Source organism: Microcoleus sp. PH2017_24_DOB_U_A (genome assembly GCF_020738205.1).
In the GTDB taxonomy this organism is placed as follows: domain Bacteria; phylum Cyanobacteriota; class Cyanobacteriia; order Cyanobacteriales; family Microcoleaceae; genus Microcoleus.
This window is the reverse complement of the sequence record NZ_JAEQCT010000046.1, coordinates 23635-38593: the sequence shown is the minus strand read 5'-3', so window position 1 is coordinate 38593 and position 14959 is coordinate 23635. Positions and strand designations below refer to the sequence as shown.

The window sequence follows — 14959 nt, the reverse complement described above, 5'->3', positions numbered from 1 at the left end:
TGAATTCATAAGTCAGATTGAACACTTGCATCACCTCCTTGTTTGATTTTACCCAATTTCTACAAAATGGCAACAGGATTTCTAGAATAAAGTAGTCCTGGAAGGACGAGGCTCTAACCCCCTAATTTTTGTAGAACAGGAGATCGAGGACATTGCAGTTTGTCCTGTGCCGGAAATACCGGAGCAAGTAGCGGTAGAAAAAAAATCTCCATACTGCTACTAACTGTGCTAATTTCAATGTGAGCTGTAAACAATCATGCGGGAAATCTGCCAGAGCGTGGAAACCATATTTCAACTGCTGTTAGACGAACTCAAAAAGTCCACTCGCGCGTCTGAGCAGAATTGCCAAGATGTAGCAGGGCGACTCGCAGCAGAAGTCAACAGGATATGCACAGAAAGTCAGAGAATTCAAAACTCGGGAGACATAGAGGGTTCAGCCCAGAGTCTAGCTCAGCACCGCTTGCAACAATGCCTCCACTATTACACTTTAGGCTCCGGGCCCGGGCGAGTAGAATTGCACAGTACCCTCAGCGCGATCGTCTATCGCTACATCACCCCTCCACAGGTGCAGTCTAGCTATCAGGCGCGAGTAGAACTGATCAAAGATTTCTTGCAAGGATTTTATCTGGAAGCTTTAAAGGCATTCCGGCGGGAAACCGAACTGCCACCTACCTACAGTCCTCGCACTCGCTTAGAACTAGCAGAGTACATGGCCTTTGTAGAGCGTTTTGGCAAGCGACGCATTCCTTTGCCTCGCAACCGGAGCCAGCAACTAATTATTTTGCGGGCCCAAACTTTTTCCCAGCAGCAACCCAAAGAAACCTCCGTGGATATGGAACAAGCCGCCGATGGAGGGGCTTCAGATTCCGACCAAACTTGGAACGACACGTCGGTGCACTCGGTGCGGGAAGCGATGGCAGGACAGGGTTCCTCGGCAATTCGCCCTCAAGGCGAAGAGTCAGAATCTCTGCGGCAAAATGTGATTGATGAATTAGTGGCGTATTTGAAAGAGCGCAACCAACAAGAATGCGCTGATTATTTCATATTGCGCTTGCAAGACTTGCCGACTAATGAAATAGAGTCGCTTCTAAACATAACTCCCCGTCAAAGAGACTATTTGCAGCAACGCTTTAAGTACCATTTGCTCAGGTTTGCCATGTCGCACCGCTGGGAACTGGTTCACCAGTGGCTGGAAGCAGACTTAGATAAAAATCTGGGTTTGCTGCCTTCCCAGTGGCAGATATTTGGCGACCAAATCGGGCCAGAGGGGCAGCGTTTGTTAAAGTTGAAGCAACAGGGTCTGTCGGAGTCAGCGATCGCGCAAACCCTCGGCAGCACGGTAGCCCAGGTACAGAAACGGTGGTTTAAATTACTCGAACTTGCCTGGGAATTACGAAATCGTTCAGATTCCGGAGAAGGGGCATCTAGTGATGAATAACGAAACGAACAGGGATGCAGAGGCTTTCGAGCGCCATTTCTTAGACTGGGTATTGCAGGCGCCGATCGAGAATGCCTCTAGCGAAGATGAGGAGAACTTCAATCTGCCCCCTTCTTCAGAAGAGTGGGGCAACGAAGACAATTCTGGGGTGGAATACTGGGAATGGGACGAACCAGACCCGCTGGATTATCAAGTGAGGGGGCACAGCAATGCACCCGCACAACCGCTGACTATTGGAGATATACCGACCGTGCAAGACCGTTTTCAGACCTTGTTAAAAGAAAGGCTTAGAGCCGAAATCGAATCCAACCCGCCTCTGTTCCCCTGGGAAACAGAAATTAAAAGTTACGACCACGACTACCCAGACGATGTAGCCCCCCAATGGGTTCCCCCCCTACACATCTGGACTCCCCAACTACAAAATATTAGATGGGGTCGCCTGCCAATTCCGATCGCCCAAGGGGTTTTTGCTCAACTGCTAGAACCTTGTCAGGAATTGGTAATGTTGTCACTGCGGGAAGGAGCAAAGTTAGTCCGCGCTGTAGATAGCTTGTTTCCAGACCAGTCTCAGGAACTTAACGAATTAGCTGGTATGGTACTTCTGGGTGCGACAAGAGGAATTACAGCTTCAGAAGTAGAAGATTTACCGAATTACGAAGTGGCAACTACCGATCAACAAATGCTCATGTCGCTGTTGGCCGCCCGAGAAATCATTGACTCTCTAACTTTGGATTGTCCTGTAAATCAGCCGCCGGTTTCCCGAGAATGGTTGACAGCTTTGGGTTCGCTGACTCTGCAAGCTCAATACCTGTCCAACCGCAATACAGAACCACCAAGGCCGTGTTTAAGAGTTGAATGCGAATTTCCTGGGGGAGGAAGTTTGGAACTCAAGGGAGGAGATGCCGAAGCAACTGCACATCGTCCGAATTCCGGGCATTTAAGTGTGGAGTTGTTCGATCCGCAACCGGATAAGATTTATGCCTTAGAAGTTCGATTCCAAAACTTCGAGACTAGACCTCTGATGTTTGCTATTCGTCCAGTTTTGTCAGGACAAGATAGCAACTAGAAAGTTTAGTTGACAGTTGACAGTTGATAGTTGACAGTTGACAGTTGACAGTTGACAGCTACCTCTACCTGGAATGAAGAAGATTGGAGTAATGAATAGTCTAATTTTACTTTCTCCCTACAAGGGAGAGGCTTTAAGCCAAGTCTTTCTGGTAAAATTAGAGTAAATAATGTATGTTTTTCCTCTAGGGTTTGACCTCACACACAAACAAATTCAATCCCCCGACCTCGCTCGTGAAAAGCAAAAAAAATTAGATTTTAGTTAAAGCCCTCTCAGATTTATCTGTGGATTCAATCTAAAATCTAAAATCTAAAATCTAAAATCGTTGGATGGGTGCACATGACAACTGATAACCTGCGAAAGATACCTGTTTTGGGTAAGCTGTGGGAGCAGATTGAGGCAATGCCTCCGCCGGTGATTGAGGATTCTTTGCTGCTGCGAATCCTGGTTCAGTTGTTGGTAATTGTGGGCATTGTGGCGACAGACGTTGCTGCTGAAGAAGCGCTGAACCTGTGGGCTGTGCCTGTTAGCATTGTGGGGGCAACTTGGAGTTGGTACCGCCGCCGCGATCGCAATGTGGCTGCTAAGTTCTGCATAGCTATTGCCATGCTGGTGGCGCTGTTGGCTTTTTTTACCCGTTTGATAGGGGAATTGAACGATACCCGGTTAGTTTTGGCGCAACTGTTAATTAACATTCAAGTGCTGCACAGCTTCGATTTGCCCCGCCGCAAAGATTTGGGCTATTCGATCGTCATCGGGTTGATTTTGTTGAGTGTAGCGGCGACTATCAGTCAAACGCTGACTTTTGGGCCGTTGCTAGTGGTGTTTTTGGCTTTAGCGCTGCCGACTTTGGTGTTGGATTATCGATCGCGCTTGGGACTTTCCAAGGCAGACGATAGCAAGCAGAAAGTAGAAGGTGCAGCCAAAAATAAGAACTGGTCACTATTTGCTGCTACTCTATCCCCCAAGTATTTTGGTTGGCTGCTAGCGATAACTCTCGGGTTGGGGCTGACTATTTTTGCGTTTTTGCCGCGCCTCCCGGGCTATCAGTTGCGGACTTTTCCTGTCAGTGCTCCCATTCAATATCAGGGGGAGTTTGACTCGCGCAGCATTTTAAATCCGGGGTATGTCAGAGGGGGAAATGAACAAGGAAGTGGCGGAGGAAGGGGGAGAAACCCAGACAAAGGGCCAGGAGAGGTGGACTCTACTTTTTATTACGGTTTCAACCAGCGCATCAATCAGAATTTGCGGGGGGAAATGAAACCCCAAGTGGTGATGCGCGTGCGATCGCAAGCGGCGGGTTTTTGGCGGGTGTTGGGCTTTGACAAGTATACTGGTCAGGGTTGGGAAATTTCTCGCAACGATCGAGCTGAAAAGGTGAATAGACCTAGGTGGTCTTTTCAATTTTATCTGAATCCTTTTCCGAATGCGCCTCGGATTCAAGAGGTGATTCAAAGTTATACTATTATTGCTCAGTTGCCGAATTTGATTCCGGCTTTGGCTAAGCCGAAGGAACTGTATTTTCCGACGATGGATGTGGCGGTGGATGCGGAGGGCGGTTTGCGATCGCCTGTGGAATTGCGGGAAGGTTTGACTTATACGGTGATTTCTAATGTACCTGTTCGCGATCGTTCCGGGTTGGGGCAAACTGGTACTAATTATCCGAAAAATATTCGCAAGTTCTATTTGGACGTGCCGCCGAAAATTGCCGCCAAGGTGCGAGAAAAAACCGAAGAAATTTTGTTGGCGAGAACAAGAGTAGCTAAGTCAGACAGGGCGATCGATTCTCCCTACGAAAAAGCTTTGTATTTAGCTCAATATTTGAAGCAAAACCCGAATTATAAACTTGTAAAAGCTTTGCCTTACTTGAAAGAAACAGAAGATTTAGTCGAGGGTTTTCTGTTTGGCTATCAAAACACGCAAGACGGTAAAAAGGTTACAGGCGGATATCCCGACCATTTTTCGACGGTACTGGCAATTATGCTTAGATCGATCGGGATTCCGGCGCGAGTGGCTGGCGGTTTCGATACGGGAGAATTCAACCCGTTTACTGGTTTGTACGTGGTGAAAAATACTGACGCTTTCTTGATGACAGAGGTATATTTTCCCAAATACGGCTGGTTTGGTTTTAATCCGATTCCCGGTTATCCGTTGATTCCGGCTTCGGTGGAAGACAACCAGACTTTTAGTGCGCTGGAATCGTTTTGGAAGTGGATCGCGGGTTGGCTACCGACGCCCCTCAGAAGCGGCTTGGATTCAGTGTTCGGTTTTGTAATTCGCTGGATAAGTTTGATTGTAGGCTGGTTTTTGGGCCAGTTTGCGAAGGGCTGGGTGGGGTTGTTTATCGGTTTGATTGGGGCGATCGCATTTGGCTTCATTGGCTGGTTAATTTGGCAACTGTGGCGCAAGTGGCGCTACCGTCGCTGGCTGGGGAAATTGCCGGCTGTGGAGGGGGTTTACCAGGAAATGTTGAAGGATTTGGCGAGCCGGGGATTTGCCAAGCAGAAAGCTCAAACGCCTTTGGAGTATGCTGAGGCGATGCGGCGCGATCGTACAGTTGATGAAGCAGAGGTGATTGAGGAGGTTTCGCAGGCTTACGTGCGCTGGAAGTATGGCGGTGAAGCGGGAAATTTGACTCAGTTGCGGGAGTTGGTGAGGAATTTGAGGCGATCGCACTTAAAGAAACTGAAAAACCGCTGGTTTTCAAAGTTCACAACGCCCAACCTCAAGTAAAGGTTCGTAGTGAGGAATGCAAGTCCGCATCAATCAGAAGACTCAAAGGTTCGTAATGAGGAATGCAAGTCCGCATCAATCAGAAGACTCAAAGGTTCGTAGTGACGAATGCAAGTCCGCATCAATCAGAAGACTCAAAGGTTCGTAATGAGGAATGCAAGTCCGCATCAATCAGAAGACTCAAAGGTTCGTAGTGAGGAATGCAAGTCCGCATCAATCAGAGGACTCGCATTCCCAACGATCAAACCAATTGTATTAGGGTTTATAGCCCCCATTCCGCACCCAGGGAAAACCCATGAAAAATAGATATTGCGATTGCTTCGTCCCTCGCAATGACAATTGATAACTCAATACGGTTGGGTTAATGCTCTTCTCTCAGAAATGAAGAAGTTTTATCTTTCTGTGGTTGGGACTATATTCTGATGGCTATATTAAGTGCAAGTTCAGAGATAATTAATCTTACCATAATTCTAGATCGCTTATGACTTTTTCTAAATCAATCTTTTTCGTCATGTCCTTCGGCAAATAATCAAAAACTTTCTCTAAAACTTCCACAGACACATTCTCGATCAACCAATCATCACTAGAATCATTCTCCAGATTCAAAAAATACTTTAAACGTTCTTCTATCGACTCCTTATCTCCTTTATCCACTTGTCCAACTCGCTCAAACCAATTCCCTTGGGAGTCCTTAAAACAATTAGCATCAATAGTACATATCTGATGCACTAAAGCCAATGAATTGCGATCGAGACCATTTTTGCTAGTCGAGTTAATCGGATACGCTGTTGGCAAACCTTTACAGGTTTCTTGGAAAGTTAAGGGAATCACGGTAAAAGTTTGTAAGCATTCAGACTTATCTTGAAATTGGTCGATTTCCCAAAAGAGATAATGATGCTCTCCCCGCAAAACCCTACTATAATTAACTATTAGTTTACAATCAACTGTCTTGCATTCCATCTCGTCTGGTTGACTTAAATCATAAATGTGATTATGATTGTGTTGGCAACGAAGAGATACTTTCTGGGGATTCACTAAATAAATCCAACCTTGACGAGGTGTTTTTCCAGCCACATTATCACCCTAATTCATTGATTAATTTTTGTCTTTCTGTCTCTAGATTCAGCCTCACCACTTGATCTTGTTGATGGCTATCTTTAACCTCAATCATTGGCGCAGTGCTGTACACATACTTTAGCAACTTCTGGATTTTATCCTGTCCTGAACCTGCCCATTCTTTCCGAATGTTTTCTAGCATTAGTTTTAGTCCTACAGGTAATTCTAAATCATCGATATTACCTGCTTCGGCACCAAGTCGGATAAATATAGTTTCTCCCACAAATTCTTGAACAATTGTTTTGCCATTCATTTGATTTAAGGCGACTATTATGTCTTCGTTCCAAGGGCTATAGTGATAATAACGCCAATTGAGCTGCGTAAGTTGTTTGTTTGTCCATTTGACAGCATAAAGGTCGGCTAAATATAAGAATTTGATTAATTGGTTTTTTGTAATATGACCTTTGGTGGTGTAAACAAAATACTTGATGAGGGTTTCTAGCATGGCTTTGATTCTTTGTATAGCCTTTCAAGCGAAAGATGAGGTACTATCCAGAATAGGGCATAGGGCATAGGGCATAGGGCATAGGGCATAGGGCATAGGCGAAACCGGGCACGCAGGCATACCTCACCACGCTTGAGAACCGCTATAGGTGCGTCGCTATTATAAAAATTAATTAATTCCATCGATAATCTGAGGGCGATGTAGCTTACGACTGTTGGGAAAGACTAAAAGATAGGGTTGTTTATTCAACTGTTTAATAACCAAGGTGCGTCGCTATGAGATTGTCGATTTTGATCGAGGGATTATCCATGGCGACGCACCCTACGAGTGTTACTTTTCAGAAGCTACGCACTGCGATTAAAGAAACCGGGTTTTTAGCAGAATTTACGCCTACAGCGAAGTAAACGCGTGAAAAACCCGGTTTCTGGACACCCGCGCGCAAGTCCTGAATCGTACTTTAAACGTTACATTTTACTGATGATTCTTTGCACGATTTCTACACCTGTTACCGCCTGCCAGCCAAATAGCCCCAACAGCCCCACATTTAGAACGATGTGAGTGTATCTCGCCCAATTTTGACCTTTTTGCATGAACGGAGTCAGAGACGCTGAAATGGCAATTATAGCGGTCATTCCCAAGCCTGCTACTAGGTGCGGGGCGACAAATAGTTTGCCGTTGTTGATGTAGGTGACGGCCATTCCGCCGATCGCACCTGTTACCATCAAGCCTAGCAGCAAAGAGCCCATCTGATGGTGCTTGATATTGAATTTGCCCTTAATTAACTCTTTCTTGACATCACCTTCCGCACTTCTGGTACGGCGGATTTGAATTCCCAGATACAAAGCATAAAATGAGATTGCTAGCAATACCCACATTAAAACTGGGTGGAAGAATTGACTCCAAACTTTCACAGACTGCGGAATTTCCAGATTCATAGTGTTCTCAGGATTAGTAAACATACTTCATAAAACTTAGCATACCAGTAAGTCCGTCTCGTGCGACGGTACAAATATACGGTATGAGAGACTATTATGCCTGCCACTAAACAAGACGCTGTATTGATCCAAGCTGCCAAGACTGGCAACATTATTCACGTCCAAGCCTTACTCGCTAAGGGCGTTGACGCTAACGCCAAAGACTCTGAGGGGACGACGGCTTTGATGTTTGTCGCCCAAAAGGGCTATACGGAAATCGTGCGTATTTTACTAAACAATGACGCTAATGTCAACCTCGCAAGCAGACGTTTTGGCCTCACGGCTTTGATGTTGGCTGCGGCTAACAAACAGGCTGATGTTATGCGGCTGTTGTTGGCTGCGGGTGCTGATGTTGATGCTAAAAATGATGATGGAAGTACGGCTTTGATGGCGGCTTCTCTCAAAGGTGATATCAATGTTGTCCGGCTGTTACTTGATGCTAAGGCTGATGTGAATGTCCGAGATAAAGATGGAGATTCGGCTCTGAAAATAGCTGCTTTGTCGGGACACGAAGCTGTTGTTCAAGCTTTGGCTGATGCGGGTGCTGTTGCTGATAATTCTATGCTATTTTCAGCTATTAGTCAAGGTAGCGCTAAAATTGTCCGAATTTTGCTCGATCGCGCTGCGGATGTTAATCTTAAAAATCAGAGGAGCAAAACTCCTTTGATGCTGGCTGCTACGGCGGATAATTTGGCGGTAGTCGAGACGCTGCTAGCCGCTGGTGCTGATTTGGAAATTCCCGACAAAGAGGGCGAAACTGCTTTAACTTTGGCTGCGGATTGCGGTAATGTTGATGCGGTGCGAGTTTTGCTGGCTGCGGGTGCTAATGCGAATGTCAAAAGTGGAGATGGCGGGACGGCTTTGATGGCGGCGGCTGCTGGGGGAAATTTGCCGATCGCACATATCTTACTAGATGCTGGCGCGGATCTCAACGCGAAGGACAGAGATGACGAAACTGCGTTGAATTTTGCCGTGGTTGAAGGCTGTCAAGATGTGGTGGAATTGCTGTTAAACCGAGGTGCTTATGTCGGTTCGAGAAATCGGTTGGGCGATACGCCTTTGCTGGTGGCGGCTGTTCACGGTCACAGTGCGATCGTATCCGCTTTGCTGCAAAAAGTAAACTCAAATCGCCCAGATTTCCTGAATGCTAAAAACTTTGGCGAGACAGCTTTGACTCTAGCTGCGTTTCACGGACATACTGAAACGGTGAAAGCCTTGCTTGACGGCGGTGCAGATCCGAATATCCCGGCGGATTTGGGGAAAACTGCTTTAATGAAGGCGTGCGATCGCGGTTATATGGCGATCGTCAAAATATTAGTCGAAAAAGGTGCAGATGTCAACTTGCTCGATGAATCCGGCGCAACTGCTGTGATGTGGGCCGCCCATCGCGGTTATGCTGATGCTGTAGAGATTTTAATCGCCGCTGGTGCAGAGTTAAATCACAAAAATCCGGGAAATTATACAGCTTTAATGTTAGCTGAATTTAAAGGTTATTCCACTGTCGTGAAATTGCTCAAAAATGCCGGAGCTCAGGAGTAAAAATCGCATCGTGGGAGATGCAGACGGCGGTTGAAACCGCGTCTATACAAACCAACCAGACGGCGGTTGAAACCGCGTCTATACAAACCAAGTCCGCCTCCGCGGACTGAAGAAAATGCTGTGTCAAGAAAAAACGTAATGTTAACCATCCATTCTTCAACCCGCGGAGGCGGGTTTTGTTTTTGTAGACGCGGTTTCAACCGCCGTTTTATCTTAACCCGCAAATCTTGTCTCAATCGGCTTTACGCACCCAGCCATTAATAGTAAACCTACTATCAGCAAAAGCTTTAGAGGGACAGCTAACTCGCAAAACTTCGTGCATATAGCGACTCAGAAAAAATACAATACTATTATTCCGAGGTTCAACCGTTCTGAATGTCTCATCTGCAACATAAAAATTGTTCTCGACTTTGCTATCGTAAATCAGCAATTCCCCGCCTGAAAAAGCCTTAGGTTCTCGGTTGAAATAATAAACGTAAGTAAAAAATCTGCTTGCGGTATCTGGCGAACCGCTGTCGTTGTGAAGTTTATAAAAGTTGTTGTCATTGTGCATAGTTAACTGAGCTTCTATGTCACCAAGCGCAAATGCTGGGATATTTAATTTACGCAGCACATCGGGGAGAATTGCTTTAATGCGATTCACCATCAGTGTAGAAAATTCCGGGAAGGAGTGGAGCACCATTGAGCGACGGTAATCTTCGGCATTTGTTGAGGTACTGGTAGTTACAAATTCTGACTCTTTGGCTAAAACATATTTGATTAGTTTGTTCTTTTCTGCGGTTGTCAAAAAGTTATCTATTTGGGCGTAGCGAGATATTAAATCGTCATTTACGGGTGCAGGGGCGGGAATTTCTGCGGGAATTTCTGGGGGAATTTCTGGGATAATTTCTAGGGGGATTGCTGGCTGCTGCGGTTGCGGTTGCTGCAAGAAAATTGGGGGTTCGGTGACTAATCCGACGAGATGTTCGGCGGGAAACGAAAGGCTGGAACGCCCGTCGTCTATGGGGATTTGGAATAAGGTGGAAAAACCTACTGTCTGTTGCTGGCGATCGACTAATGCTTTGACAAGGTTGTGCAATAATGGTGTGTCGGATTTGAGCGTAATAGTGAACTGATGTCCGCCGGTAAGCAGGATTTTAACTTTTACGTCTTGGGGTTTAATTTGCTGTTCACTGTAAGTCATAATTTTTTTAAGGACGCAACTGGGAACTCGTTAGGACATAATAGTGTTGATTGGTGTCACAGTCTTCTCGATCCCCCCTAGCCCCCCTTAAGAAGGGGGGGACAAGAGTATCAAAGTCTCCCGTCTTAGTAAGGATAAGAGTATTCTCAAAGTCCCCCTTCTTAAGGGGGATTTAGGGGGATCTAGACTCGGATACCAACGAGAGATACAAAGAATTTTAGACTTAAGTTGACACCGGCGAACACTATTGTATCCCTATCATAGGCTACACAATTAAGAATTGCTAGGCATTATTCCTAATGCAAGAAGTGGCGGATATCAGTGAAAACCATGGTGATTCCGAGTTGGTTGGCTGCTGCGATCGAATCTTTATCGCGCATACTTCCTCCCGGTTGGACGATCGCAATTATCCCCGCTTCAGCCGCCGTTTTGACGGAATCGTCGAAGGGGAAGAAGCCATCGCTAGCCAAAATCGCTCCTTTACTCTTCTCTCCCGCTTGTTCCAACGCTAGTTTAACCGATCCCACACGGTTCATTTGTCCGGCGCCGACACCGATTGTAGTGCGATCGCGCGTCACAACGATCGCATTTGATTTAACGTGTTTCGCTACTTTCCAAGCAAACAGCAATTCTTCCCACTCTCCCGCCGTCGGTTGCTTCTCGGTAACGGCGCGCCATTTGCTAGTTTCTTCTACTACATTATCCGATTCTTGCACCAGCAAACCGCCTGCAATTACTTTCACAGTTTGCGCTGGCCCTCGATTCAAATCCGGCAAAATCAATACTCGAACTTTCGCCTTTTTCTTGATAATTTCTTCCGCTTCCGGTTCGCAGCCTGGGGCGACAATACACTCTAAAAATGTCTTAGTTAGCGCCGTTGCAGTAGCAGCATCAATCGGGCGATTCAGGGCAACAATTCCGCCAAAAGCTGAGACTGAATCCGTGTCAAAAGCTTTTTGATACGCTTCCGAAATAGTCGAGCCCAAGGCTGTACCGCAAGGATTTGTATGCTTCAAAATCGCGGCGGCGGGAGTCTCGGGAAATTCTACAATTAGCCGCCTTGCTGCTTCTAAATCTACTAAATTATTGTAGCTCAATTCTTTGCCTTGCAGGATGGTGCTAGTTGTCCAGCCTGTCGGTGCATTTCCGCTTTGATACCAGGTGGCGGCTTGGTGGGGGTTTTCGCCGTAGCGGAGTGTTTGCAGCTCTGTTCCCGATACGCTAAACTCCTGTGGTAGCTTCGATTCTGGCTCGGATTGGCTGCTGAGATAATTTGCGATCGCGCGATCGTAATTTGCTGTATGCTGAAATGTTTCTAACGCACATTTTTGCCGAAACTCTAAGGATGCTTCCGCGCCGTTTTGCCGAAGTTCTCCTAAATAAGTATTGTACTGTTCTGGATTGCACAAAACTGTCAAATGAGCGTGATTTTTAGCTGAAGCCCTCAGCATCGCCGGCCCGCCGATATCTATATTCTCAATTGCGTCTGCTAGAGTAACTCCAGGTTTGGCAATAGTCTGTTCAAATGGATACAAATTGACTACAACTAGATCGATCGCCCGAATTTGATTTTCCGTTAAATCCGCGAGGTCTTGTGCTACATCGCGGCGTGCTAAAATACCTCCGTGGATGCGCGGGTGAAGTGTTTTGACTCGCCCGCCCAAAATTTCGGGAGAACCAGTATATTCCGCAACTTTCGTGACAGGGATTCCTGCTTCTTTGAGGGCGCTTGCTGTCCCGCCGCTGCTAATTATGTCAAATTCAAATTCTTCTACTAGACTGCGCGCTAAGTCGATTAGCCCGGTTTTATTGGAGACGCTCAGAAGTGCTAGACGTGCCATTGGTTTGAAATTGCGATCGCAAAAATAGACAGGTTACATTGTATATCAAATCTGTCCGCAGGTAGATATTTTGCTAATTGGTAATTGTGATTATTTCCTGAGAGTTCAAGCATGAGTCTGCTTGTTGGCCAGCGAACTTACTTCAAAATCATATAATAATTTATACTTGGCAATTGCTTCTAAATATTTAGAATAGGGGGAGTCGATAGTGTTATTTTGTCCACTAGGAGGCTGATTGAAGCCATTTCTCGCCTTAATGGTTAGTTTGCCAACTACGTAAATCCCGATGTTGTTGAAATTACTTACTCAAGTGGAATAGATCATTCCATGGAGATAAATATTAAATTTCAAAAATATTTTAGGATGAATCATAAAGGTAATGTGTTAGCATCGAAGGGAAATTGTTTTCTGCCTAGATTAAAATAAAAATTTCGCGATCGCAACACCTTAATAAAAAAATGGTAGGTTTAAATATGTTTTTTCATGAAGCTGATTCAGAAAATAAGGTCAGTAATATTAGAAGTACCCACAAAACACTTTCTAAAAATATGAACAATAGAATGGACTGTCAAGAGTTACCCCAAAAAATAGCCGATGATTGCATAGAAGCCAATTTTGGACAATCTGACAGTATTAGTATTTGCGAAATGCAAAAAATGCAAGAAGCAATTGAACAGTTAGAACACGATTTAAAAGCTAGCGAATCTCGGTTTCGGAATGCGATCGCCAAAAATGCCGACGGCATCGCAATCGTCAATAAGCAAGGGATTGTCTGCTTTGCCAACCCGTCAGCAGAAGCGCTCTTTAACTGCAAAGCAGAGCAACTTTTAGGCCAAGCATTTTTTGGCAATTTGGTAGTAGAAGGTTCAGCTTGCGACATTGAGATGGACTCGGATATTATTCCCCAAGTTGGAGAAACAGAAGCAGCAGGAATGCGCGTCGTGCAAACAGAAGTTGAAGCTATTCGCCAGCACAAAGCAAATGCTGTAGTAGAAATGCGGGTGGTGGAAACAGAATGGGAGGGAGAAATGGCTTATTTAGCAACGTTGCGGGACGTTACCGATCGCAAGCGCGCAGAAGAAATGCTTTGGTTGTACGATCGGGCTATGGCTGCTACCAGCACCGGAGTTACCATTGCTGACGCCACCGATCCAGAACATCCAATTATTTATTGCAATCCCGCCTTTGAAAGCATGACAGGCTATCGACGGGAAGAAATTATCGGGAAAAACTCGCGATTTTTGCAAGGAAGCGATACCGATTCCGAGGCACTAGAAATAATCCGCCAAGCCTTGACAACCGAAAGCGAATGTCAGGTAATATTAAAGAATTACCGCAAAGACGGAACAATTTTCTGGAATTCTTTCTCAATCTCTCCAGTGCGCGACAAAAAAGGCAAATTAACTCATTTCATCGGCGTACAGAGAGACATCACAGATCGCAAACAAGCCGAAGAATCCTTGCGAAATTCCGAAGCACAAAGCAGAGAACAATCAGCACAACTAGCAGCAGCACTTGACGAACTAAAAAATACTCATTCCCAATTAGTTCAAAGCGAAAAAATGTCCAGTTTGGGATTGCTAATTGCCGGAGTCGCTCACGAAATCAACAACCCCGTCAGCTTCATTCACGGAAATCTCGCTTACCTCAAAGATTATATCCAAGACTTATTTCACCTCCTAGAACTTTACCAACAAAATTATCCCAATCCAGTCGCTGAGATTCAGCAAGAAACAGCAGAAAACGATCTCGACTTTTTAGCTGAAGATTTACCCAAAATCATGTCTTCAATGAGCGTAGGCGTCGATCGCATTTGCCAGATTGTGCAGTCGCTGCGGAACTTTTCGCGGCACGACGATTCACAAATGAAACCAGTTAACCTCCACGAAGGTATTGACAGCACGCTGTTAATTCTCAATCACCGCTTGAAAGGAAACGGCGAAATGCCGCCAATTCAAATTGTCAAAGAATACGGAAATTTGCCGCTTGTAGAGTGTTTTGCCGGGCCGATAAATCAAGTTTTTATGAATATTCTCAGCAATGCAATTGATGCTTTAGACGATCCGAACATTAGGGAAGATTTTCAAGAAATGCCGGAAAATTTCCGCCAGATTAGAATTTGTACCGAAGTTATCGGCAATGTTGTAGAAATCAAAATTTCTGACACCGGGCTGGGAATAACTGAGGAAGTCAAGCAGCGCATATTCGATACATTTTTTACTACCAAACCCGTTGGGAAAGGCACGGGAATGGGTTTGTCAATTAGCTATCAAATTATTGTAGAAAGACATCAAGGAGAATTATATTGTACTTCGGAATTGGGCAAAGGCACGGAATTTATTATCAAAATGCCGATCGCACATTAGTGTGGTTAGCCATAATAAAAATTGTTTGTAGATGCAGCAGACGGCGGTTGAAACCGCGCCTACACAGGCAAAACCCGCCTCCGCGGGTTGAAGAGAAGAGTAGTCGATGAAAATTATTTTACCCTTTTCCGTCGGCGTCCGGCGGACTACCCTTCGGGAAGGCTAACAGGTTTTTATAGGCGCGGTTTCAACCGCCGTCTGCATCTGGGTAATTGCTCTCTTCAACCCGCGGAGGCGGGTTTTGTTTGTGTAGGCGCG

The 14959-nt window shown here is 45.6% G+C and carries 10 protein-coding genes; 5 read left to right on the top strand and 5 right to left on the bottom strand.

The genetic code is table 11. The features are described from left to right. Positions 1 to 256: 256 nt before the first annotated feature. The 3 genes from hetZ (at position 257) to JGK07_RS13940 (ending at position 5237) form a co-directional block, all read left to right on the top strand. The gene (hetZ, locus tag JGK07_RS13950) at positions 257 to 1438 is read left to right on the top strand and encodes a heterocyst differentiation protein HetZ (RefSeq protein WP_293181759.1); all 1182 of its coding nucleotides are present in this window, start codon (positions 257 to 259) and stop codon (positions 1436 to 1438) included. Then, a complete protein-coding gene (locus JGK07_RS13945; protein WP_293181761.1) occupies positions 1431 to 2504 on the top strand; it encodes a hypothetical protein in 1074 nt (357 codons plus the stop codon). Before hetZ ends, JGK07_RS13945 begins: the two co-directional genes overlap by 8 nt. A gap of 339 nt (positions 2505 to 2843) precedes the next feature. Then, positions 2844 to 5237: a transglutaminaseTgpA domain-containing protein gene (locus JGK07_RS13940; protein ID WP_293242108.1), complete on the top strand. Its 2394-nt coding sequence runs from the start codon at positions 2844 to 2846 to the stop codon at positions 5235 to 5237. Between the two features lie 459 nt (positions 5238 to 5696). Here the strand turns inward: JGK07_RS13940 and JGK07_RS13935 are convergent, their stop codons facing one another. The 3 genes from JGK07_RS13935 to JGK07_RS13925 all read right to left on the bottom strand — a co-directional run bounded on the left by JGK07_RS13935 (position 5697) and on the right by JGK07_RS13925 (position 7733). Then, positions 5697 to 6311, bottom strand: coding sequence for a type II toxin-antitoxin system PemK/MazF family toxin (locus JGK07_RS13935; protein ID WP_293181765.1), 615 nt, complete (start codon positions 6309 to 6311; stop codon positions 5697 to 5699). A 4-nt stretch (positions 6312 to 6315) separates the two neighbouring features. After that, complete coding sequence (locus tag JGK07_RS13930) at positions 6316 to 6798, bottom strand: type II toxin-antitoxin system antitoxin SocA domain-containing protein (protein WP_293191427.1); 483 nt, start codon at positions 6796 to 6798, stop codon at positions 6316 to 6318. A 464-nt stretch (positions 6799 to 7262) separates the two neighbouring features. Beyond that, on the bottom strand, positions 7263 to 7733 hold the full coding sequence (locus JGK07_RS13925; protein ID WP_293181769.1) for a DUF4079 domain-containing protein: 471 nt from the start codon (positions 7731 to 7733) through the stop codon (positions 7263 to 7265). Between the two features lie 96 nt (positions 7734 to 7829). On the opposite strand from JGK07_RS13925, the gene JGK07_RS13920 reads away from it, so the two are divergent. Next, positions 7830 to 9311: an ankyrin repeat domain-containing protein gene (locus tag JGK07_RS13920; protein WP_293181771.1), complete on the top strand. Its 1482-nt coding sequence runs from the start codon at positions 7830 to 7832 to the stop codon at positions 9309 to 9311. A gap of 232 nt (positions 9312 to 9543) precedes the next feature. On the opposite strand, the gene JGK07_RS13915 is transcribed toward JGK07_RS13920, so the two are convergent. Continuing rightward, complete coding sequence (locus tag JGK07_RS13915) at positions 9544 to 10494, bottom strand: 2OG-Fe(II) oxygenase (protein WP_293242105.1); 951 nt, start codon at positions 10492 to 10494, stop codon at positions 9544 to 9546. Between the two features lie 296 nt (positions 10495 to 10790). Further along, a complete protein-coding gene (gene purH / locus JGK07_RS13910) occupies positions 10791 to 12335 on the bottom strand; it encodes a bifunctional phosphoribosylaminoimidazolecarboxamide formyltransferase/IMP cyclohydrolase (protein ID WP_293181775.1) in 1545 nt (514 codons plus the stop codon). A gap of 548 nt (positions 12336 to 12883) precedes the next feature. Here purH and JGK07_RS13905 point away from each other — a divergent pair. After that, positions 12884 to 14701: a PAS domain S-box protein gene (locus JGK07_RS13905; protein ID WP_293242103.1), complete on the top strand. Its 1818-nt coding sequence runs from the start codon at positions 12884 to 12886 to the stop codon at positions 14699 to 14701. The last annotated feature ends 258 nt before the right edge of the window (positions 14702 to 14959 follow it).